The organism is Paraburkholderia sp. BL6665CI2N2 (assembly GCF_004366535.1).
Taxonomy (GTDB): domain Bacteria; phylum Pseudomonadota; class Gammaproteobacteria; order Burkholderiales; family Burkholderiaceae; genus Paraburkholderia.
Map to the genome: position 1 here is coordinate 1514607 of NZ_SORC01000001.1, position 22791 is coordinate 1537397.

The 22791-nt window shown below is 63.5% G+C and carries 21 protein-coding genes; 15 read left to right on the top strand and 6 right to left on the bottom strand.

All coding sequences use genetic code 11. The features are described 5' to 3' along the window. Nucleotides 1–38 precede the first annotated feature (38 nt). The gene (locus B0G81_RS06805; protein ID WP_208328598.1) at nucleotides 39–926 is read left to right on the top strand and encodes an amidohydrolase; all 888 of its coding nucleotides are present in this window, start codon (nucleotides 39–41) and stop codon (nucleotides 924–926) included. A gap of 137 nt (nucleotides 927–1063) precedes the next feature. Here the strand turns inward: B0G81_RS06805 and B0G81_RS06810 are convergent, their stop codons facing one another. Next, nucleotides 1064–1903 (bottom strand): metallophosphoesterase, encoded by an 840-nt coding sequence (locus B0G81_RS06810; protein WP_134133969.1) that lies wholly within the window; start codon nucleotides 1901–1903, stop codon nucleotides 1064–1066. A 1342-nt stretch (nucleotides 1904–3245) separates the two neighbouring features. On the opposite strand from B0G81_RS06810, the gene B0G81_RS06815 reads away from it, so the two are divergent. From B0G81_RS06815 to B0G81_RS06880, 14 genes are all read left to right on the top strand, one after another. Beyond that, nucleotides 3246–3422, top strand: a complete 177-nt coding sequence (locus B0G81_RS06815; protein WP_134133970.1) for a Flp family type IVb pilin — start codon at nucleotides 3246–3248, stop codon at nucleotides 3420–3422. Between the two features lie 141 nt (nucleotides 3423–3563). Continuing rightward, entirely contained in the window at nucleotides 3564–4100 is a 537-nt protein-coding gene (locus tag B0G81_RS06820; RefSeq protein WP_134133971.1) for a prepilin peptidase, read from the top strand. Between the two features lie 36 nt (nucleotides 4101–4136). Next, complete coding sequence (gene cpaB / locus B0G81_RS06825; protein ID WP_116145573.1) at nucleotides 4137–4970, top strand: Flp pilus assembly protein CpaB; 834 nt, start codon at nucleotides 4137–4139, stop codon at nucleotides 4968–4970. 87 nt (nucleotides 4971–5057) lie between these two features. Next, entirely contained in the window at nucleotides 5058–6863 is a 1806-nt protein-coding gene (locus tag B0G81_RS06830; RefSeq protein ID WP_134133972.1) for a type II and III secretion system protein family protein, read from the top strand. Nucleotides 6864–6886: 23 nt separating this feature from the next. Beyond that, complete coding sequence (locus tag B0G81_RS06835) at nucleotides 6887–7180, top strand: hypothetical protein (RefSeq protein ID WP_134133973.1); 294 nt, start codon at nucleotides 6887–6889, stop codon at nucleotides 7178–7180. A gap of 46 nt (nucleotides 7181–7226) precedes the next feature. Next, nucleotides 7227–8429 carry an AAA family ATPase gene (locus B0G81_RS06840; RefSeq protein WP_134133974.1) on the top strand — a complete coding sequence of 401 codons (1203 nt, stop codon included), beginning with the start codon at nucleotides 7227–7229 and terminating at the stop codon, nucleotides 8427–8429. A gap of 54 nt (nucleotides 8430–8483) precedes the next feature. Continuing rightward, complete coding sequence (locus B0G81_RS06845) at nucleotides 8484–9866, top strand: CpaF family protein (RefSeq protein ID WP_121309029.1); 1383 nt, start codon at nucleotides 8484–8486, stop codon at nucleotides 9864–9866. A 27-nt stretch (nucleotides 9867–9893) separates the two neighbouring features. Beyond that, nucleotides 9894–10871 (top strand): type II secretion system F family protein, encoded by a 978-nt coding sequence (locus B0G81_RS06850; protein ID WP_134133975.1) that lies wholly within the window; start codon nucleotides 9894–9896, stop codon nucleotides 10869–10871. A 44-nt stretch (nucleotides 10872–10915) separates the two neighbouring features. Further along, a complete protein-coding gene (locus B0G81_RS06855) occupies nucleotides 10916–11872 on the top strand; it encodes a type II secretion system F family protein (RefSeq protein ID WP_134133976.1) in 957 nt (318 codons plus the stop codon). Between the two features lie 26 nt (nucleotides 11873–11898). Next, nucleotides 11899–12768, top strand: a complete 870-nt coding sequence (locus B0G81_RS06860; RefSeq protein ID WP_116123564.1) for a sterol desaturase family protein — start codon at nucleotides 11899–11901, stop codon at nucleotides 12766–12768. Continuing rightward, nucleotides 12765–13307 (top strand): TadE/TadG family type IV pilus assembly protein, encoded by a 543-nt coding sequence (locus B0G81_RS06865; protein ID WP_134133977.1) that lies wholly within the window; start codon nucleotides 12765–12767, stop codon nucleotides 13305–13307. Before B0G81_RS06860 ends, B0G81_RS06865 begins: the two co-directional genes overlap by 4 nt. A 1-nt stretch (nucleotide 13308) precedes the next feature. Then, a complete protein-coding gene (locus tag B0G81_RS06870; protein ID WP_134133978.1) occupies nucleotides 13309–13938 on the top strand; it encodes a TadE/TadG family type IV pilus assembly protein in 630 nt (209 codons plus the stop codon). 71 nt (nucleotides 13939–14009) lie between these two features. Beyond that, nucleotides 14010–15338 carry a vWA domain-containing protein gene (locus B0G81_RS06875; protein ID WP_243856371.1) on the top strand — a complete coding sequence of 443 codons (1329 nt, stop codon included), beginning with the start codon at nucleotides 14010–14012 and terminating at the stop codon, nucleotides 15336–15338. Between the two features lie 79 nt (nucleotides 15339–15417). Continuing rightward, complete coding sequence (locus tag B0G81_RS06880; RefSeq protein ID WP_243856746.1) at nucleotides 15418–16059, top strand: isoprenylcysteine carboxylmethyltransferase family protein; 642 nt, start codon at nucleotides 15418–15420, stop codon at nucleotides 16057–16059. A 65-nt stretch (nucleotides 16060–16124) separates the two neighbouring features. On the opposite strand, the gene B0G81_RS06885 is transcribed toward B0G81_RS06880, so the two are convergent. The 5 genes from B0G81_RS06885 to B0G81_RS06905 form a co-directional block, all read right to left on the bottom strand. Continuing rightward, a complete protein-coding gene (locus tag B0G81_RS06885) occupies nucleotides 16125–17291 on the bottom strand; it encodes an MFS transporter (RefSeq protein WP_243856372.1) in 1167 nt (388 codons plus the stop codon). Continuing rightward, nucleotides 17288–18046: a DeoR/GlpR family DNA-binding transcription regulator gene (locus B0G81_RS06890; protein ID WP_243856373.1), complete on the bottom strand. Its 759-nt coding sequence runs from the start codon at nucleotides 18044–18046 to the stop codon at nucleotides 17288–17290. Before B0G81_RS06890 ends, B0G81_RS06885 begins: the two co-directional genes overlap by 4 nt. Nucleotides 18047–18269: 223 nt before the next feature. Continuing rightward, a complete protein-coding gene (locus B0G81_RS06895) occupies nucleotides 18270–19799 on the bottom strand; it encodes a PepSY domain-containing protein (protein ID WP_134133982.1) in 1530 nt (509 codons plus the stop codon). 74 nt (nucleotides 19800–19873) lie between these two features. Then, nucleotides 19874–22252: a TonB-dependent receptor gene (locus tag B0G81_RS06900; RefSeq protein ID WP_134133983.1), complete on the bottom strand. Its 2379-nt coding sequence runs from the start codon at nucleotides 22250–22252 to the stop codon at nucleotides 19874–19876. Between the two features lie 82 nt (nucleotides 22253–22334). Continuing rightward, nucleotides 22335–22745, bottom strand: a complete 411-nt coding sequence (locus B0G81_RS06905; protein WP_134133984.1) for a DUF2946 domain-containing protein — start codon at nucleotides 22743–22745, stop codon at nucleotides 22335–22337. Nucleotides 22746–22791 lie beyond the last annotated feature (46 nt).

The window sequence follows — 22791 nt, forward strand, 5'->3', positions numbered from 1 at the left end:
GCGCGTCGTATAACTTCAAAGGAGGCGCTGTGGACAATCTGCCTATCATCGACCCGCATCATCATCTGTACGATCTGAAGACCGGCAACTATCCGTGGCTACAGGGCCCGATGCTCGACCGCGTGTTCGGCGATTATTCGGCCATTCGCAAGGACTACCTGATCGATGACTTTCTCGCCGATATCAAGAATCAGAATGTGGTGAAGACGGTTCATCTGCAGGTCGAATACGATCACAACGATCCGGTGGCCGAAACGCGATGGCTTCAGAGCGTCGCGGACAAGCACGGTTATCCGCACGGCATTGTCGGTTTCGCCGATCTGTCTTCGCCGAACGCGCAGGCTGTGATCGAAGAGCACTGTCAGTACAAGAATGTGCGAGGCATTCGCCAATGCCTGAATTTCCATCGCGATCCGGTGAAGACGTTTATCGACAGTCCGCATCTGATGAGCGATCCGCAATGGCGGCGCGGCTATGCGCTGCTCAAGGAGCACGACTTGTCGTTCGATCTGCAACTCTATTACACGCAGATGGAAGAGGCGCTCGCGCTAGCGCGCGACTTCCCCGATACGCCGATGATGCTCAACCACACCGGCATGCCGGTCGACCGTCAGCCCGAAGAGATCGAGGCATGGAAAAAGAGCATGACCTCGCTCGCTTCGGCGGACAACGTTTTCTGCAAGATATCCGGTCTGGGTATGGGCGACTGGAAGTGGACGGTGGACAGCACCCGTCCGTTCGTCCTGCACGCAATCGAAGCATTCGGCGTGAAGCGCTGCATGTTCGCGAGCAACTTTCCGGTCGACAAGCTGTTCAGCAGCTATGACGATGTGTTCAACGCCTTCAAGGAGATTACGCGGGAGTTCGCGGCGGACGAGCGGGCGGCGCTGTTTCATGACAACGCGGAACGGGTGTACAGGCTATGAGGGCTATCCGGCGCGCGTATGGCGCCCAGCACTTCGACAATGCCGAAGCGGCTCGCTGATGGAGATCGAGTGCGTGGCGATACAGCAAACGTGTGGGAGTATCGACGCGCTGTCGTCGAGCGCTTTTGCCCGCGCGATCACGCGCCCGAACCTGCCGGATATCCTTTCGACCGGCCGAATGCCGGTTGTTCGCGAGTCGCGCGGCTGAGCAGCATGGGGATCTCGTCCAGACGCAGCAGCGTGAGCGCTCCGCCATACACGAGCCCCGTATCGACATTGATGACGTTGCCGCGAACCATGGGCTCCCGCACCGGCGTATGCCCGACGATCACCGCGGCAACGCCGTCGATGCGGCTGCCGGGGTCTGGCCATCCTGGTGCAAACCGTTGGCACAGTTGCGCGAAGGCCCGGCGCATCGACACAAAGCCCGCTGTCTTGCCAGCGATCCAGCGGGAGCGATCCCAGATCACCTTGCGCCGCACGGGTCCGTTGCGGTCTTCCTGTTCCAGCGCCTGCACCATCTTCGGCCACGATTGCATGGGGACGTTGGCGTGCACGATGCCGACCAGGCCGTCGTCGGTTTCGATTTCGATCGCGTAGGGAAGGGTCGCCATATACGTCACGATGTCGTCCAGCGCCGCTTTGTCGTAGACCATATCGAACAGCCACTCGCCGCCGGTGGATCGAATCGACGCGTTCTTGCCGCCGTAGCGATGCCAACGAACGATCGTGTCCTCATGATTGCCGCGCACCGATTGAATGCGATACCGATCCACGAATTCGAGCACGGCCGGCGATTCGATGCCCCGGTCCACCAGATCACCGACGGCAAACAGTCTGTCGCGCGACGGGTCGTAACGGCGCAGCTCCAGCTCTTTCGCAAGCCGGCTGAAACAGCCGTGCAGATCGCCTACGACGAAGTCGCGACCGGCCGTGTTCTTTTTGAAGCGTCGCACCGGTATGAAAGTCTGCTGCATGTTTTCACCGCAATCAGTTGACGTGAAATGACGGAAGACTTCTGTATGGTTGCTGCGTGAAGCCCAGACGGTTTCCGGTCTCGCAGTGTCTTCGTCGGTTGGGCATGGCGCGCGCGGTGCCGCCGCCGTCACACAGTGTTGACCGCCAATTGAGTGCTTTCAGTGTCGATTTGTAACGAGGTGTTTGAACCGGAATGCCTTCCCCGTCGCCCCAACCGAGCGAGGGGTGCAGACGGAGCGGCGACATGGTCGCACTGGTCGCGCGGCGTAGGCAGTGTCTTTTACGCTCGGTTACAAGTGGCGTATCAAAGGCCTCAACGCATCGGCAGGTTTTTTCGACGGTCGTCGCCGGCGCACCGACTTATGTGGGTCGGCTCGCATTGCTGAACGAAACCGGACATATCCGCCTTCGTCGCAATCCGGACCGTATTGGCGCGTGAGATGAGCGATGTTTTTTCGGTGCGCTCGCGAAACCGCGATGCCGAGTCGGGCCTAAATCGCTCTGACAGGCCCGACTGACAAGGCGCCGCGGGTCGCCCGGACGCAATCGAAGCCCGTTTTGGGGCGCCCCAAAACGGTTGCCGCCTGCGTCGACCCCGATGGGTTTGGCGAGACGCGAGAACGACGGGGCGATCCACCGTCAATCGCGCAATGCGCGCTAGCCCACATAGTGAGGTGTGCAGACATCGCTTTTCGCCGCCGTGCCGCCGGGTCGTTCTTCGGCCATCCGTCTCACGCCTGCAACATCCCGGACGGGCTCAGTAAAACCTACTTTTGTCGGCTCAATGCCAGCATCTTTGACCGAAGTATTTGTCGAACCATTGCCTGCCAATGGTCCTACGGTTTTCCGCCCTGCAGAAATAATGCGCGAAGCACGGCAAGCGGGTTCCGCTCCTTCGCTTTCCAGTGTCTCAAATCCGAACCATCGCGCGCTGCGAACTCCCTGCCGCCCCTTCCGCCGAAGCGTCGATCGTTGCCCAGCAAGGCTTTGAGGCTTGTTGGCATAGCCGTTGCAAATAGAGAGTCACAAGACGAAAAAACATGTTGCAGACGGAAAGCAGCAACAGAACTCCGGCAGCAACAAAAGTCTTCGTAAATCGCGTTCGGGGCGGTCCGCGCGTTTTGCGGGGTGCGGCGGGGCCAGCGAAAACGGAAGTCGATAAACAACGACACGGCGATGGATACGGGGTATTCAGCCTCTCGTGATCGTGACGAAGTAAAGCGCTGGCCTCGCCACTTTTTCCGTCCTCGTGACGGGCATGAACGCCGCTTCGGCGCACCTGTTTTCAGGCGGCTGCAGACGGCATAAACCGAAGTCAACTTTCACTCTACGGGGGTTAGCATGAAGAACACGATCAAGAAGTTTTTGCGCGAAGAAGACGGTGTGGCGGCGATCGAATACGGCCTGTTGGCCGGCTTGATCGCAGTGGCGATCATTGCGACGGTGACGACGATGGGCACGAACCTGAAGGCCGTGTTCACGACCATTTCGAACAAGCTCGCCACCGCCGCGGCCTGACGCACCGCGCAGCATCAGGTGCAAAAGCCGATCGCCCGCCCTGGCTCGACGGTCCTTCGAGACAGGGTAGCGACGGCCCCGCCCTTAAAAGAAACGACTCCAGTAAAGAAGGGCAATTTGATCCTCGAAACGGAGCAGGCAATGAACGGGGTTCCTTTTCCGGTTGGACCGTGCGTGATGATGCTGGTACTCATCGCCGCGCTGTGGGATATGCAAACGCGCCGGATTCCTAACTGGCTGGTGGCGACAGGATTGATCGTGGCGATTCCGGTGCAATGGTTCACACACGGTGTCGTCGACGGAATGCAGTTGTGGATGGGCGGCATGCTGACCGGCGGCGTGATTTTCCTGCCGGGCTACGCGATGCGGCTGCTGGGCGCAGGCGACGTGAAGCTGATGGCGGCGATCGGCGCTTTCTGCGGCGCTTACGGCGCACTCGAAATTGGTTTGGCGGCCTGTGTGATCGGTGCGATCGGGTCGCTCGCAATATGGTTCCGGCGTCGCCAGATGCGCGCCGGACTGCACGGCGCGGCAGCATTGCTGATCAGCTGCGCGACGCCGGGCAACGGCGCGCTGCGCAGGTCGGGCAGTGTGGCTGAAAGCAGTGCGACGGGGACCATGCCTTACGGCATTGCGATAGCAATAGGCAGCGCATGCGTGTTGTTCGCCAGCGTGTGACGCGTGCCGGGGCAGGGCAAAAATCAGGGGTTGAAAATGAAAAACGCGCGCGCTGTAACGATGCTGCTGATCGCGACGCTGGCGGGCCTCACCGCGGTGGTGTTCGCCTCGCGCTGGATGGTCTCGCAGTCGTCGAATGCCACGACGAGGGTCGTGGTGGCGGCAGCCGATATCAATCTCGGTCAACGGATCGGCCCGGACTACCTCAAGCTCACCGACTGGCCGTCCAATAGCGTGCCGCCCGGCTCGTACACCGACATTCAGAAACTCGACGGCCGCGTGCTGAAGGAAAGCCTGCTGCGCGGCGAACCGATTCTCGATGCGAAGCTCACGCCGGTCGGCACGCTCGGCGGCCTCTCGGCGGTGATCGGCGAAGGCAAGCGCGCCATCACGGTGCGCGTGAACGATGTGATCGGCGTGGCGGGCTTCGCGCTGCCGGGCAATTACGTCGACATCATCGTCAACACGCAAAAGGATGCCCGCGATCCAGGCACCCAGCGTGATCAGAACATCTCCAAGATCGTGCTCGAAAAGATTCTCGTGCTGGCCGTCGCGCAGGAAGTGGGCCGCGACGAAACCAAGCCGAAGGTGGTCGACGCGGTGACACTCGAAGTGTCGCCGGAACAGGCCGAGAAGATCGACCTTGCACGCAGCATCGGCACGCTCTCACTGGTGTTGCGTAACCAGATCGATCCCAAAGCGATCGACACCGCCGGCGCCACCAAGGCCAGCCTGCTGCAAACGCCGGTCGCCGTGGTGCCCGCACCCGAACCGAAGCCGGTGCATATCGTGCGCAAAGTGGCGGCGCGCGCGCCGGCCAACTGTGTGCGGGTGCTCGACGGCGCCGACGTAAGACAAGAATGCTTCTGACAGGCTCGAGCCTGCAAGCCGTGACCGATGCGTGACCGACGTTCAGAGCGGTGCGCAAAAAAATGCGGCACATAACGGGGGTAGGACATGAACGCCAGAACCACTCAGCGCGCTAGCGCGCCGCGGGAGCCGCTCGGCCCGCGCGAAGCGAATTCGCGCCTGCCGCGGGGCCGCACCCGGATCGCCGAAGCCTGCACGTGTGTACTGCTGGGCATGTATCTGACGATGCTGCCGGTGGCGCAAGCGGCCGGCCAGAACGCCGCAGCGGGTGTGCCCGGATTGCCGGACGTGCCGCTCACAGTGGCGTCGAACGGTTCGGTGCATCTGACCATCGCCGCGAGCGGCATGGGCCCGGGTGCTTCGTCCGGCGGCGCGCAACAGGGCGCCCGTGGCCCGAACTGCAGCGGCCCGGTCGCCGAACATAGCTCGGTGACGATCCCGGTCGGCAAGTCCACGATGGTCGATGTGCGTGAACCGGTGAAGAGCCGCAGCGTCGGCAATCCGGCGATCGTGCAGGCCATGCTCGTGTCTCCGAAAACACTGTATCTGCTGGGCTCCGATGTCGGCACCACCAACATGATCGTGCAAGGCCGCAGCGGCTCCTGCACGATCATCGACGTGAGCGTCGGCGCGGATCCCGGCGGTCTGCAACAAACTCTCGCCGCGCTGATGCCCGAGGAAACCGGTATTCAGGTGAAGGCCGCCGCCGACACGCTGGTGCTGACCGGCACGGTCTCCGACGCGGTCAAGGCCGAACGCGTGCTCGAACTGGCGCGCGCCTTCGTGGCCCGTCCGACCACCGCCTTGCAAGCCGCCGCGCCGATGGGCAGCGGCCCGTTGCCGGTCGGCGCCGCGCCGCGCGCGATGGGTATGCCGGCACCGACGCTCGGCGGCGCGGGCGGCGAACGCATCATCAACATGATGCACGTGGCCGCGCCACAGCAAGTCATGCTCGAAGTGAAGGTCGCCGAAGTCTCGAAGACGCTGATCGACCAGCTCGGCGTGGCGGCCAATATCAACGGCGGGATCGGCAGCTGGAGCTTCGGCTTGCTGGCCGATTATCTGTCGGGCGGGCTGAGCGCGTTGACCGCATCGAAAGCGAACAATGCGCCGCTTAGGGCCGCGATCGATGCGCAAAAAACCGATCAGCTTGTCAAGATTCTCGCCGAGCCGAACCTGATGGCGATCAGCGGCCAGGAAGCGAGCTTCCTCGCGGGCGGCAAGGTCTATATTCCGGTGCCGCAAAGCAACGGTGCGAACGGCACGACCATCGTGCTACAGGAAGAACAGTACGGTGTCGGCCTGACCTTCACGCCGACCGTGCTCGAAGGTGGCCGCATCAACCTGAAGGTGTCGCCGGAGGTATCCGAGCTGTCGTCTACTGGCGTGGTCGTCAGCGCCGGCAACTCGAACAACCAGACCATCCTGCCGCTGATCACCACGCGGCGCGCCTCCACCACGCTGCAGGTGTTCGACGGTCAGAGTTTCGCGATCGGCGGCCTGCTGAAGAGCAACGTCACCGGTTCGATCAAGGGCTTGCCAGGCGCCGCGGAACTGCCGGTGCTCGGCGCACTGTTCCGCAGCACGAGCTACGAACAGGACAAGACCGAACTGGTGTTCGTCGTGACGCCGCGCCTCGCCAAACCGCTACCGCAGCACTATCCGTTGCCGACCGACGGTTTCGGCGACGCCAGCGAAGCGAACGTGTACCTGACCGGCCACATGGAAGGCACGAAGCGCGCCGCGCCGGCCGCGGGAGCTTCGGCACCAGTCGCGGCACCGGCAACCGCGCCTGCACCCGCACCGGTTCCCGCACCCGCTCCCAGCGCGGCTGCCGCTGTGGCCGTGATTCCTGCCACGCCGGAAACCAGCGACTCACACGCCTCGCAGTAATGCGCGGCCTACCGGAGATCGACATGACAAGCACCAAGACACTGATCCGCACGGCACTGTGCGCCGGCTTGAGCGCCGCGCTCGCCGGCTGCCTGAGTTCGACGCCGCACTGGGACGCGACGTTCGGCGACTCGATCAACCAGATCAAGGAAATGCAGACGCTCAACCCGAACGCCTCGGCGAACACCGATCCGGTTGCGGGAATCGACGGCACGGCTGCAGCCGCGGCGCAGAAGAGCTACGCCAAATCCTTCACGGCGCCGCCCCCGCCCAGCAATTCCTTGACGATCGGCGTCGGCTCATCGATTTCGTACTGAAGCGGCACAACCAGGCGGCTCGCCGTAGAGCCAGCGGAGACTTACCATGATCGACACCCTTCTGATTTCGTCCAGCGCCGAGCGCGCGCCGCACATCGCGGCGCGTCTCGAGGCAAGCGGCATCGCGTTTCGTCTGCGTACGCTGCACGGTACGGCAAAGCAGTTGCGCGTGCACGCCGCGGCGATCAGGAGCGCCGATCTGCTGATCGTCGACGACGCCGATCTGACGCCGCGCGATCTGAACGGTGTCGAAGAAGTGCTGTCGCTCCTGCCGAATTTGCATTGCATGCTGATCACGCCTGCGCCGTCGACCACACTGCTGATGGCGGCGATGCGTGTCGGCGTGCGGCATGTGCTCTCCTGGCCGCTGAACGACGCCGAGATCGCCGACGCGCTCGCTCACGTCTCGGCAAAGAAACACGCCGGTGTGCGCCGCGACGGCCGTGTGGTGTCGTTCACCTCCTGCAAGGGCGGCAGCGGCACGACACTGATCGCCGTGAATCTCGCCTACGCGCTGGCCGCCTTGCGCGACAAACGCGTGCTGTTGATCGACCTGAACCAGCAATTCGCCGACGCGAGCCTGCTGGTCGCCGACAAAGCGCCGCCCGCCACGCTCGCGGATCTGTGCTCGCAAATCGACCGGCTCGACGCCGCTTTCTTCGAATCTTGCGTGATGCATGTGCACGCGAATCTCGACGTGCTGGCCGGCGCGGGCGATCCGGTCAAGTCGGGCGAACTGCGCGCCGCGCATCTGGAACGGATTCTCACGCTGGTGCGCGAGCAATACGACGCGGTGCTGATCGACGTCGGTCAGAACATCAATCCGCTCGCGATTCATGCGCTCGATCACAGCGACTCGATCTGCATGGTGGTGCGGCAAAACATTCTGTACCTGCACGCGGGCCGCCGCATGCTCGATATTTTCAAGGAACTTGGCTATCCGGCGAGCAAGGTGAAAGTGATCGTCAATCAGTACGACAAGAACGCGCGCATCAACCTGTCCACGCTCGAAGAAACGTTCGGCGCGAAGGTCGCGCATCACTTGCCGCGCGACGAAAAGCAGGCCACCGAGGCGCTGAATCACGGCGTGCCGCTCGTGACCGGCGCGAAGGGCGGCGCGCTTGCCCAGGGCATCTCGCAACTGGCGGCGCTGCTGTGGCCGTTGCCGGTTACGCAGCGCAAGAGTGTGCTTGGGCGTCTGTTCCAAAGCCGGCCGAATTCGCCGCCGCAACTCAAGCCCGGACACTGAGCCGCCTGAATTCGTTCAGGGTTGTCTGCCATCGAAAAGAATGCGGAGAGCACCATGTCATTGCGCGAACAGTTGATGATCCAGAGCGGCACGATGCCGTTCGACGGCGCCAGTCCCGCAGCGGCCGCGGCCGGCGCGGCCACGGAAAGCCTGGCCGCGCGGCGCGCGTATCAGCAACTCAAGATGAACATTCATCAGGCGATCATCGACCGGGTGGAACTCGACAAGCTGCAACGCCTGTCGCCCGAGCAGATCAAGCGCGAGCTGGCGCAACTGGTGGAACGGATCGTCGACGAAGACAAGATTCCGATGAACGAACTCGAGCGCCGCCGTCTCGCGCAGGACGTGCACGACGAAATGGTCGGCCTCGGCCCGCTCGAACCGCTGCTCAACGACCCGACCATTTCCGACATTCTGGTCAACACGTCGCAGCACGTGTACGTGGAACGGCGCGGGCGCCTTGAACACACCGACGTGACCTTCTACGACGACGCGCATCTGATGAAGATCATCGAGCGCATCGTCTCGCGCGTGGGCCGCCGGATCGACGAATCCACGCCGATGGTCGATGCGCGCCTGCCGGACGGCTCGCGCGTCAACGCGATCATTCCGCCGTCGGCGATCGACGGACCGCTCGTGTCGATTCGCCGGTTCGCGGTAAATCCGCTTACCGTGACCGACATGGTGAACAACCAGAGTTTCACGCCCGCGATGGCGCAACTGCTCGAAGCGCTGATCAAGTCGAAGCTGAACGTGCTGATTTCGGGCGGGACCGGCAGCGGTAAAACCACGCTGCTCAATCTGCTTTCCGGCTTCATTCCCGAGGACGAACGGGTCGTGACGATCGAAGACGCGGCCGAATTGCAGATGCGCCAGCAACACGTGCTGCGCCTCGAAACGCGGCCGCCGAATATCGAAGGCAAGGGCGAAATCTCGCAGCGCTCGCTGGTGCGCAACGCGCTGCGGATGCGCCCCGACCGCATCGTACTCGGCGAAGTGCGCGGCGCCGAAGCGCTCGACATGCTGCACGCCATGAACACCGGCCACGAAGGTTCGATGGCGACGCTGCACGCGAACACGCCGCGCGACGCGCTCACGCGGCTCGAGAACATGGTCGGCATGGCGGGTCTGACGATGCCGATCAAGGCGATCCGCCAGCAGATCGCGTCAGCGATTACGGTAGTGGTGCAGGCTTCGCGCCTCACCGACGGACGCCGCAAGCTGATGAGCATCTCCGAAGTCACCGGCATGGAAGGCGACATCATCAACATGCAGGAGATCTTCGCGTTCAAGCGCACCGGTGTCGACGAGAACGGCATGATCAAAGGCTATTTCTGCGCGAGCGGCGTGCGGCCGAAATTTTGCGAGCGGCTGGCGGGCTTCGGCATCGTGCTGCCGGACCAGATGTTCGATCCGGCACGGCGTTTCGAAGTATGAGCGCGCAACGGATTTGAGGAGAGGCACATGAACACGTCGTTTATCGGCTTTGCGGTGCTCGCGTTTCTCGCGGTGGTGTTGACCATCGAGGCTGTTTATCTGCTCTGGAGCAGCCATCGCGGCAAGGACGTCAAGCGCATGGACGAGCGCATTCGCGCGCTGTCCGCCGGCGGCAATGTGAGCAGCCAACAGCTCTCGATTCTCAAGCAGCGCATGCTGAGCGAGTCGCCGTTCGTCACGCAGATACTGCTGCGCATACCGCGCGTGCACACGCTCGACCGGCAGTTGCAACAGTCTGGGCTGAAGTGGTCGGTGGCGCGCTTCGTTACCTACACGTTGCTGTGCGCGATGCTGGGCGCCTTGGGCGGGTTTGTGCTGCAATTTCCCGCGCCGGTTATGGGCGTGTTCGCCGTGGTGGCGAGCCTGCTGCCTACGCTGATTCTTCGCCGCAAGCGCACCAAACGCGTGCTGCAACTCGAGCGCCAGTTGCCCGATGCGGCTGATCTCATCGCCCGCGCGCTGCGCGCCGGCCACTCCTTTCCGGCCGCGCTCGGCATGGTCGGCGAAGAACTGCCCGAGCCGCTCGGCGGCGAATTCGCGCTGGTGTTCGACGAGATCAACTACGGCGTGTCGATGAACGACGCGCTTCTGAACATGGTGAGCCGCGTGCCGGTGGAAGATCTGCGCTACTTCGTGATCGCCGTGCTGATCCAGCGCGAGGCGGGCGGTAATCTCGCCGAGATTCTCGGTTCCATCGCCGGCATCATTCGCGAGCGGCTCAAGCTGCTCGGCAAGGTGCGCGTGCTATCGGCGGAAGGACGCTTGTCGGCCTGGGTGCTCGGCGTGTTGCCGTTCGCGATTCTTGGGCTGCTGTCGGTGCTCAATCCGGGTTACATCAGCGTGTTCTGGACGGATCCGGCCGGCGTGCAGCTCGCCGGCGTGGCGATGACGATGATGCTGTTCGGCATCTTGTGGATGCGCAAAGTCGTGCACATTCATATCTAGACCACCGCTTTCGACACGAGGAGCGCGGGCTTGGCCCGCAGACCATGAAAATAGAACAGATCGTGCTGCTGGGGGTGATGTTTCTGATCGTGTTCGGCGCGGCACTGAAGGCCATGGCTCTGCTGCGCCCTGATCCGGTGCAGCGGCGCATCGAGGAATTCGGGCAGCCGGGCGTCGCCAGCGAGGTCGAGGCAAGCACGCAGAAGAACTGGATCGAGACGGTCACGAAGGTGTCCGAGCGGGTCGCCAAACTGTCCTTGCCGAAGGACGATTGGGACAAGTCGGCGCTACGTCTGCGCTTCGCGAACGCGGGCATCCGCACACCGTCCGCGCCAGCACTCTATTTCGCTGCCAAGACGGTCCTCGCGCTCGCACTGCCGGCCCTTGCGCTGATTCTGTTCGGCAACGCCTTCGAAGCCGATCAGCGCATCTATCTGCTGCTGACGGTGCTGGCCGCGTCGGCGCTCGGCTTTTATCTGCCAAATCTGGTGATGACGCGCCTCGTCGAAAGCCGTCAGCGCAAGCTGTTCGAAGATCTGCCCGACGCGCTCGATCTGATGACCGTCTGCGTGGAAGCGGGCCTCGGCCTCGACGCAGCGATGATGCGCGTCACCCAGGAAATCGGCGTGAAGAGCCACACGCTAAAAGACGAATTCGACATGGTGCTGCTGGAACTGCGTGCCGGCTCGGGCCGCGACAAGGCGTTGCGCAACCTGTCGCTGCGCACCGGCGTGGAAGACATCGACACGCTTGCCGCGATGCTGATTCAGGCTGACCGCTTCGGCACCAGCGTAGGTGACTCGCTCCGTGTTTATACCGACAACCTGCGCACGAAACGACGCTTGCGCGCCGAAGAGCAGGCTGCGAAGATCGCCTTGAAGCTGCTGTTTCCGCTGATGTTTTTTATTTTTCCGACTCTGCTGGCCGTGCTGGTCGGTCCGTCGGCAATCCAGGTCATGCGCCAGCTGTTTCCGGCCATTAACGGCATCGCGGGCGGTTGAACGTCAGGCATTCACCGGGGAATCACATGTTCGCTTCCAGCCTGTTTCCTGATCTGATGAATCATGCAGGCCTCTGGCTGCGCGCGTATGCGCTCGGCCTGGTAATGATGGCGGCGGGCGCGGCGCTGGAACGGCGCTGGCCAGCCGCGATGCTGCAATCGCGCGCAGGGCAGCGTTTCAACGTGGCCTACGCGGGGATATATCTGGCGATCGCCGAAGCGATGAGGCCGTTGACGGCGGCGGCGAGCATCGCGATTGTGAATGCGCTCGGCGGCGGCATGGTAGTCCTGAACTCGCACGGGTTCGGCGCGGTGGCCTCGTTCGTGATCGTGCTGTTGACCATCGACGTGCTCGAATACGCGTTTCACCGCCTGCAGCACGCGTGGCCCGTGCTGTGGAAGCTGCACTCGCTACACCATAGCGCGGTCGAGTTCAATGTCACGGTCACGTGGCGGCACCACTGGGTCGAATCGCTCATCAAGGGCTGTCTGCTGTATCCGCTCGTCGGCGTGCTGTTCAAGGTCGAACCATGGATTGTCGGTTTGACTTCGGTCGTGTTCATGTTCGGCAATTACTTCGCTCATCTGAACCTGCGCGTGGACCTGGGCCGATACGTTACCTGGCTCAACAATCCGCAATATCACCGCCTGCATCATTCGAACCGCAGCGAGCATTTCGACCATAACTTCACGCAACTGCTGCCGCTGTGGGATCACCTGTTCGACACGCAGTGGGTGCCGGCCAGAGAAGAGTGGCCGGCCACCGGTCTCGACGACGGCGCGCAACCACGTTCGCTGCTGGAAGCGTTCTGCTGGCCGCTGCGCCTGCGCGCCGAACGCGGCGCGGGGCTCGGTAGCGGCAAGCCGGTGCTGGTGCTGGACAAGGAAACGAAATGAAAGCCGCTCGCCGCAACGCCGCCGTTCGCGCGGAAGCTCGTGCAGAAGCTCGCTTAGGCAGGCGCGACCTCACATGCAAGCAGCGCGGCGCCGCCACGATCGAGTTCGCGCTGGTCGCGCCGCTGCTGTTTCTGCTGCTGTGCATCGCCATGGATCTCGGCGTCGCACTGTGGGTCAATCTGACCATGCAATACGCGGTGCGGGAAGGCGCGCGTTATTCGGTAACGGGGCAGACCAACCTCGACCCGAACGCGACCAACCAGCAACGTTATCTGGCCGTCGTGCAGGAGATCAGAGACAGTTCGATGGGTCTCTATTCGCTCGTCTCGCCGAGTTACGTGATCACTATCAATGGCGCGACCCAGACCTACAACACGCAGACGAGTTACAGCACCGGCATGTTCGGCAAGCCCGGCGACATCGTGGTGCTGCAGATCAACTGCATCTGGCCGCTTCTCACGCCGCTAGTGAAGCCGTTCTTCGCCAACGGCAATTTCAGTTTCAGCGTCGCGGCGACGATGCGCAACGAGGGCTTCTGACATGCGCACACGTTCCTTGCGAAGCCGCCGCGCGTCCAAAGGCATCGTCAGTGTTGAAATGGCATTGTTGCTGCCGGTGCTGGTGGCACTCGCGCTGCCGGCTTACGACATTGCGCGCAACGTTCAAGCGCAGATGATTTTGATCAACGTGAGCCGCGAGGGCGCGAGCCTGTCCTCGCGAGCGTCGCTTACGTTTCCGATGCAGACCATTATGTCCTCGCTCACGTCGACCACGCCACCGCTGAACATGACCGCGAACGGCATGATCTACATCACCGAGATCATGGGCAACAACAACTGCGACAGCAGCGGTAACAATTGCACGGGCGTGGTGGTCGCGCAATATCGCTGGAACGGCGGCAACTACTACCCGGCAAGCCGGCTATGGAACTGCGGCAACGCCGGCACGCGCTGGGCGACGGACGGCACCGGCGGTTGCAGCGGCATTCCGGCGGCGGGGAAATTGTCGCCGGTGGTGAACTTGCTGCAAGGCAAGCTCTCCGACGGGCAGATCGCGTACGTGGTGGAGGCGTTCTATTTGCAGACGCCGCTCATCGGCTCGCTGGATTTGGGCGGCGGCTTCACCACACCCGCGCTCTCCCCGAATCTTTACGCAATGACGGTGTTCTGAGCCGGCGAAAAGCCGAGCCAATAAAAAATGCAGTACCGGGGGTAGTAATGACAACAGCAGCAAAAAGAACGGTGGCATTGAGAAGACGGCAGAGGGGATCGGTCAGCATCATTGTGGCGGTGTCGCTGATCGCGTTGCTAGGCATCCTCGGTCTAGCGGTGGATTCCGGTCTCGGCTACATGATCAAGGCGCGCCTCGACGCCGCCACTGACGGCGCGGTGATCGCGGCCGGCGAGGCCGTCACGCGCGGCAGCAACCAGACGGAGCAGACCAATAACGCGCAGCAGGCGGCGACGGCTTTTTTCGCGGCGAACTATCCGGCGGGTTTTCTCGGCTCCAGCGTGACCGCGGGTACGCCGTCGATCGTGTTCAACGCCGGCACCGTGACCATCGGCATGACGGCGCAAGCGAGCGTGCCGGTTACTTTCACGAAGGTACTTGGATTCAATGTGCTGAACGTGAGTTCGTCTTCGCAGGCGATTCGCAAGACGCTGGATATGGCGTTCGTGATCGATACGACGGGCTCGCTGAATTCTTCCGGCGTGCCGGCTGCGGTACGTTCGAATGCGGTGGCCTTCCTCAATAATTTCGATATCACCAACGACCGTGTGGCGCTGATGCACTTCGCCTATGGCACCGTGGTCGATGTGCCGTTCAAAGGCAATGCGCGCGGTTTCGATCGCGCGACGATGACTGCCGACATCAAAAAATATTCGTTCAACGGCAGCACCAATTCGGCCGAAGCGATCTGGAACGCGCGCAATCAGTTGAATACGGTGATCACGCAGCCGTCCAGTTTGCGGGTGATCGTGTTCTTCTCGGACGGCGCGCCGAACAGTTTCTCTTCGTTCTTCACGACCAATCAGAGCGGCTGCAACAACAACGCCGGCACGATCGCGAGCCCGGACAGCGCGGGCACGATGTCCGGGCTGTACGACATGAATTCGCTCAACCAGACGCTCGGTTCGCCGTGCTACCAGAGCAACGCGACCAAGCTCGTGACGGCCATGCCGAAGTGGTACAACGCGCACGACAAGAACGAACAGCTGTTCCCGATCTGGCCCGTGAGCGCGCCGCGCGCCGTGCCGAACGGCGACATTACGTATGTGAACGTCAACCGCGCGTCGCGCAATCTGCTCGAAGCGATGGCCGCGGCGGCGCGCGCCGAAGGCACTTACGTGTTCACGCTCGGGTACGGACCCGAACTGGTGCAGCCCGCCGGCCCGGACAACGAACTCGGCCAGGATGTTCTCAAGTGCATGGCCAACACAGCCGATTCGCTATCGCGCTGCTACAACCCGAAACAGCCGGTCGGCGTGTACTGCTACGCCGCGACACCGGCCGATCTGAAGCCGTGCTTTTCGCAACTGGCTTCGCAAATCCTGCGTATTTCCAAGTGAGCGCGCCATGACACCGACGACACCTCTCCAAGACCTGCCACTCGCCGTGAGTACCGAAGGCGCCACCCTCACCAGTGCCATGTCCGCGGAGTCGGCCAATGCCGGCGGCTTGCGCGAGGCGCTGGTGGAAGTCGCCGCGCGCGCGGGCGCGGCGACCATGCTGAGCCTGTTCGCCTATGCCGCGATCACGCAATGGCGCGCGGCGCCGTCGCGGGTCACGCTGTTGTTTCTGGTGGTTTCCGCATGTTTCACGGTCGGCTTGTCGCTCGTCACGCGGGTGCCGATGAAACGCGATTGGCGGCCGTTCGCTTTCATGTGCGCGATGGGCGGCACGTACTATTTCCTCGCCGTGCGTCTCGCGCCCGGCGTGCAGCTCGTGCCCGAGGCTGTGGGTGCCACGCTGCAACTGCTGGGGATATGCTGGCAACTGTTCGCCAAGGTGTCGCTGCGCCGCTCGTTCGGCATCTTGCCCGCCAATCGCGGCGTCGTATCGCGCGGTGCCTATCGTTTCATTCGACATCCGATGTACCTGGGTTACTTCATCACCGACATCGGCTTTTTGCTGGTGAACTTCGGTCTGCAAAACCTGCTGGTGTACGGGTGCCAATTCGCGTTGCAAGTGGGGCGCATCGTGCGCGAGGAGCGGCTTCTCTCCGCGGACGAAGGCTATCGGACCTACAAAGGCCGCGTGCGTTATCGTGTGATTCCGGGCATTTTCTAGGGCTGCGGTCCTTGCGCTCGGCCATCCCATGGCCGGCGCAAGTCCGTTATCCACGTGAGCTTGACCTAAGCAAGCCGCGCCGCGCGCACCGCCTTGCCGCCAACCACACAAACGACCAGCGTCGCCATGACAAGCACGCACAACGCAACGCGCAAACCGAGCAGGCCCGCGCCGAATCCGATCAACGGCGGCCCGACCAGAAAGCCCGCATAACCGAAGGTGGCGGCCATCGACACGCCGGTCGCCGGCGTGAGCGTCGAGCGACCCGCCGCACTAAAAATCACCGGGACGATATTTGCTAGGCCGACGCCCACCATCGCGAAGCCCACGCAAGCAGTGAAGACCGTCGGCCAACTCAGCACGAGCGCCAGCCCGGCCACCGCGATCAAACCGCCGAGCGCAACGACCTTGCTCGAGCCGAAACGGCGCACGGACACGTCGCCGACGATGCGGCACGCGGCCATCGAGAACGCGAACGCGGAGTAGCCGATCGCGGCGACGCTCGCTTCGCGGTTCAGCGCCGAACGCAAATAGACGGCACTCCAGTCGGCGACCGCGCCTTCCACCAGCATGCAAAGGAACGCAAGCAACGCGAGCTTCATCACGGCGGATGAGGGCCATGCCAGGCCGCTTGACGCGGCAGCCGTCCTCGGACCGAGATCACGCAATGCAAGCACCGCGGCACCGACGATCAGGGCCGCGATAAACACGGCCGGTATCAGCAGGCCGCCGATCACCCCGACACCGCTCTTCTGCAATACCGCACCCATGGCGGCGCCGAGCAGGCCGCCCGCGCTCCAGGCCGCATGAAACGACGACATGATGGGCGCGTGCCACTGCGTTTCGATCGTGCTGGCGTGGCCGTTCATGGAGACATCGAGCGCGCCGTTCGCCGCGCCCAGCAGAAACAGCACAACGCACAGCGCAATCATGCCTGGCGCGAAGGCCGGCAGCGGCAGCGTGATGACGAACGCCGCGCCGAGCAAGGCGGTGGCCCGGCCGCTGCCGAAGCGCGGCGCCAGTTGGCCCGCCAGCGGCATCGCAATGATCGCGCCGAGCGCGAACGCGAACAGCGCAATGCCGAGCGAGGCGTCGCCAAGCGCAAGGCTTTCCTTGATGCGCGGGACTTCGACGGCCCATGCGCCGATCCCGAAGCCATTGGCGAGAAACACGCCGACGGTCGCGGCGCGTTCCTTGACCGGTTTGATCTGGGGCATAGCGGACGATGTCATGACCGCGCCACCATCACGTTGTCGCAGGCGGCTTCGAGACTGGCAAGGCGCGCCGCGGGCAGGTTGGCTTCGACGAACAGGTAGTCGACGGCGGAAGCGGGGGCCACCGAGAACGGCGCCGCAGTCATCAGCTTTTCCGAGGTCATGGCGATGGCGATCTGGCCGCTTGCCTTGATCATCGCCCGCTTCAGTTCCGCATCTTCGGCGTCGAAGGCGGCGACGCCTTCGTCCGGATCGAGCGCGCATGCGCCGAGGAAACAGAGGTCGGCGCGGATCTGCTGGATCTGCAGCAAGGCGGTCGCGCCGAGCGAGCCCGCCGCACCGCGCGCGATCCGTCCGCCGACCAGAATCACCTCGAACCCCGGCCGGTTCAGCAGGCGCGCGGCAGCCTCGGGCGAATTCGTCACGACGGTCAGCTCCGCGTCGTCGGGCAGCGCCTCGGCAATCGCGACATTGGTCGACCCCGCGTCCAGAAGAACGATCTGCTTCGCGCGGACGATCGACACCGCCGCGGCGGCGAGACAGGCCTTGCGATCCACAGCCTCGCCCATGCGCACCGACGCGGGTTTGTCGGCCGGTGAGATCAGCAGGGCGCCCCCGTAGACGCGCTTGCAATGGCCCTGCTCGGCGAGATCGCGCAAATGGCGGCGCACCGTGTGTTCCGAGGTCTGGAGTTCAGCGGCGAGCGCCGACGCCAGCACGCGCCCGTGCGTTCGCAGCCGTTCGAGAATCAGCTGTTCGCGTTGCTCGGGCAACAGCCCGTCGATGGCTTCCTGTCGCGTTCGTTGCATGTCTTCACCCCGCTCGGTCTACGAAACGATCATAATCGAGCAAAATGTATCGTAAGCGAGCGTGATGCGCAAGTGGCTCCGATGACCGTGGTCCACGCTGGGTTTCAACGACATGCGCAGTCGAGCGCAGAAACGCCGCGCCGCTCCCATCTCAGGGCGCAGCGCCACGACGGCGGGGTGGTTGCCGTCATGGCGTCGCCACGCGCCGCGCGGCACGGCCGAAGATCGCCCGATCCGCGAGCCACACCGCAAGCAGCGTGGCGCCCATCAACGGGAACACGATGCCGAGCAGGACGAGGCCGATTTTCCAGCCGCGCATGGGCGGCGCGGCACGTTCGCGCGAGGGTGCGCCGAGCGAGCGCTGCGGCCGTCGCTTCCACCACATGACGCAGCCAGTGACGGCCATCGCCGCCAATCCTATAGAAATCGCGGCGCAGAGAATCTGGTTGGCGACGCCGAAATAACGGCCCATATGCAGCGACGTGCCGTACGACACGGCCTTCGACACCGCGCCGTAATCGCCATAGCGGATGTCCTTCAGAATCGCTCCGCTGTATTGGTCGATGTACAGCGTGCGTTCGTTTTTCGGATCGTCGGGAAAGTACGAGATGGTGTAGACGCCGGTCGCGGAAGCCGGCAACACGACGTTGTAGCCGTCCGTCACGCCGAGCGAGGTAGCCAGTGCGACGACGCGTCCGAGCGGCAGCGGATGCGCGGCGTTTGACTCGTCGGCCGAGGAGAGGGAGTGGGAGTCGGGCACGCGTGTGTTGCCGACGGCCCAGGGCGTGAGCGGCAGAGGCAGGTCGTCCATCACCATGCCGGGCATCGAGTCCATGTTGGCGGCGTGGGCGCCGTGGCCGTTGTGTTCGGCGTGCGCGCGGTTTTCCGCGTGCGTCTCCGTTGCGGCAGCCTGCGCGCCGCTCCTTGCTGGCAGCGCAGAGCGCAGCGGCAAGCCGCCCCACGATCCCGGCGGCGCACCGAGATTCGCGGCGGTCGCGAGCGCCTTGAACTGCTTGCCCCACGAACCCGTCCACGGCAGCCCCGTCAACACGAACGCGAGCGCGCCGAACGCGAGCCAGATGCCCATCACGGCATGGACGTTCTTCCACAGCGCGCGTCCCTTCAGTGCGAAGCGCGGCAACAGCGCCGCACGTGCCGTGGTTTTCTCGCGCGGCCACCACAGCGCGACGCCGGTGCCGATCATCACGAGCGTCCAGCATGCGGCCAGTTCCATCAGCAGCTCGCCGGGTTTGCCGAGCAGCAGCTTGCGATGAAGCATCCGGTCCACTTGCATGAAGCGGCGTTCGACGCTCAGCGTGCCCAGCACCGCGCCGGTATAGGGGTTCACATAGACGCTCTGCTTATCGCCGTCTGCGAGACGGAAGACGAATTCGGCACTGCGCTCCCGTGCACTCGCGACGACCGCGGTCAGCGCGACCGCGTTCGCCGGCAGCGCCGAACGCGCCCTTGCCAGCAGCACGTCTTCGGGCAATCTCGGGACCGCTTGCGGCGCGATGGTCAGGCGCCCCGGATACAGCAGCGGTTCGATTTGCGGCTGAAAACAGTACAGCGTGCCGGTGATCGCCAGTACGACCAGAAGCGGCATCACGAAGAGGCCCGCATAGAAATGCCAGCGCCAGAGCGTGCGATAGCCTGGATGGACGACGGTAGTCGCCGGCGTGGCGCGCTGGGCGTCGATGCCAGTGGTGGTGGACATGAAAATCCTCCTGAAGCAGAGATGAATCGATCAGTTTGAGTAACGTGCGTGCGCAAGCGGCGGTTTCAGCGCGCTCACATGCGCAGCTTCGCTTCCACATAAAACGTGCGGCCGGGATACGGGTGGTAGACGAAGTAGCGGGCATCGAACAGGTTGTCGACGCCGATGCCAATTTCACTCAGCCTGGTCGGCTTGTAGGTGAATTTCGCGTCGGCCACCGTGTACGAACTGGTGCCGCCGAACACGTCGGGGTTCGTGTCGGTGTTGGTGAGCGTGTTGTACTGACGACCCGAATAGCGCGCGGCGAGCGTGAGCGCCGCGCGTTCGTCGAAGTGATACGTCGCGGCAAGATCCGCGCGCCACAGCGGGATCCGGTAGAAATACTTGCCAACTGTGGCCGGGTTCTGCGCGTTGGCGATGATCTTCGACTGCGTGTAGGCCACGCTTGCCAGCAGGTCCAGACCGCGCATCAGCACGTCCTGTCCGGAGTAGCTCGTTTCGACGCCGCGCGAGCGGACCTTGCCGATGTTCTGGAAGTTCGTCACGTTCGGAATCACGGTCGTATCGGTCTGGCTGAAGATCGTGTTCTTTACGTCGTCCTGAAACAGCGAGAAGCGGAACACGCCGTTCCAGTGCGCCCATTCGGCGGTCAGTTCCTTCGAGAGATCGTCTTCGGGCTTCAGGTTCGGATTGTTGTTGACGATCGCGGAACCGTTGATCTGCCCTTGAAACAGCTCGCTCACTGTCGGAAACCGATAGGCGCGGCCGATGGACGCGCGCAAGGTCAGATCGTCGGTGACGTCGAACGACAAGGAGGCTTTCGGCGAAAAGTGCTGCTGGCTCGCGTCGCTATACGGCAGCGTCGTGCCGCCCAGTGACTGCGAGCCGCCATAGGCCTGCCAGTCTTCGTAGCGCACGCCGTAGACGAGCTTCCAGCGCGGCAGAAAGCGCCAGGCGTCCTGCGCGTAGAGCGCCTGAGTCTGCGTCTTGCCGGCGAACGCGTTAGCGAACGAGGTGGCTGCGCCGTCGCGCCAGTTCAGCGTGTTGTAGCTTTCGTTGTCGACGAAGTAGTTGTCGTAGTGATAACCGAAGCTCAGCGCGTGATTCGCGAGTCCGGCCTGATTCGTCGCGGGCGTATAGGTGCTGCGCAGATCGAGCGTTTTCCAGCCGGCGCCGTCGCCGAAGATCACGGTGCCCGGACCGTTGCCGGGCGCGCCGGAATTCGCGGTGCGCGCCACGCTGTTGCCGACGTCGTAGTACGAAGCGATCGCTTCGCCGTTCCAGCCGGTGGCGTTGCGCGTTTTCAGCGACACGCCATAGAGCCAGTTCTCGCTATGGCCGAGACTCGGCGCGAATGCCGCGGCGGGAATCGTGTATTCGTAGCCGTCGATCGCGACCTTGCCGCTGTACACCGCGTTGCCGTTCGCATCGCGCAGAAAGCTCGAGGTCTGGCTGTTGTAGGTCTGATGCCAATAGCCGAGCGTGAAGCCGGCCTGCAGTGTCGGCGTGAAGTCGTACTGCATCTTCAGCTTGAACTGGTCCTGCACCGTGTGTTCGATGCCTTCACCGTTCACGCCGAGCACCGCCGTCGGCGTGTTGGTCTGGTTGTTGTAGAAGTACGCGCCGGTGACCGGCGTGTCGCCGGCTTTGGCCGGTGTGCCGGACTTGGCGAGTGTGGCGAATTGCAGCGGCTGGCTGGTGTTTTCCAGGTGATTCACCCCGAGCAGAAACGAGAACTTGCCGATGCGGTTGCCGAGCGTCGCGCTGGCTTCGCTGCCGTTGAAATTCTGGTTCACGCCGAACAGACTGAAGTGCTGCGTGAAGGCTTTGACGTCGGCGGTCGCTTCGAACTGTTTCGGCATGCGCGTGCTGATGAGCACGGTCGCGCCGAGCGAGTTGCCCGGATAGAGCGCGGAAAACGGTCCGTAGATCACATCGACCTGCTGGATCTCGTCGGGAAACACCATCGACCAGCGCGGCGGAAACGAGTAGCTGTTGCCGAGCAGATTGCTGAGCAGCAGACCGTCCGCGTAGACGAGACCGCGCGCGCTTTGCGTGTTGCTGGTGCCGCGCACGGCGATGATCGAATTCAGATCGCCGATAAAGCGCTTGCGCACGGCGAGGTTCGGCATGTACTTCAGGACGTCTTCGGTGTTGACGACGTTCCAGTTCTCGAACTGCTCGCGGGTGACGGTCTCGACCGAGGCAGGCACGTTGGGATCGACGGCACGCGGCACGGCGGCGGCATTCGCGCTGACGCTGATGGCGGGCAGCGCGGCGTCGGCGCTCGCGCTCTGCGCATGAGCGGACGAGGCGATGAAGGCCGGCACGAACGCCGGCACGATGGCAGGCAGACAGGCGGACAAAAACGGCCGGGGCAGCGGTTGAAGCGAGATGCAGCGTGCGCCACGGCGGGCGCAAAAGGGCAGTCTTCGCAGGGCGAAGTTGAACATGAGCGTTTCCTCGATGCATGGAACAAACGATCGCGCGCCCCCTCGACGGGTGCGACGACTGCGCGATCAGGACCGATGGCGATCAGGAAACGACGGGTGGAGCTCGAGGACGGCCGGACGGAAAGGCGCCGAGCGGCGTGAAGCGGGTGGAAAGCGTGGGCGGCGCGGTGCCGGCAAGTGTGAGGGCGGCCGGCGGCTCGGCCGCGGCGACCGTCGGCATGGCGACGTGGTGCTGAAGCAGATGACAGTAGCCGCACGCGCCGAACGCGTCGTCGTGGCTCAAACGGACCGGCGCCGGGGCGGCCTGGGTCGTCACGCCCGCCGCGCCAACCACGCTGAAATCGCGCGGCTGCAACGCCGAACAGAGCGCGGCGATGGGCTCGTGCGCACGGTTCGACATCAACATCTGACTCACGACCGGCGCGAACACGACGAGCCACATGGCGAACAGGCCAAGCCATGCGGTCATGTGAGTGCGAGAGCGTGGATTCATGATGTTGGGCGTAAAGACGCGGGCGATTCTAACATCGCCGCGCGGA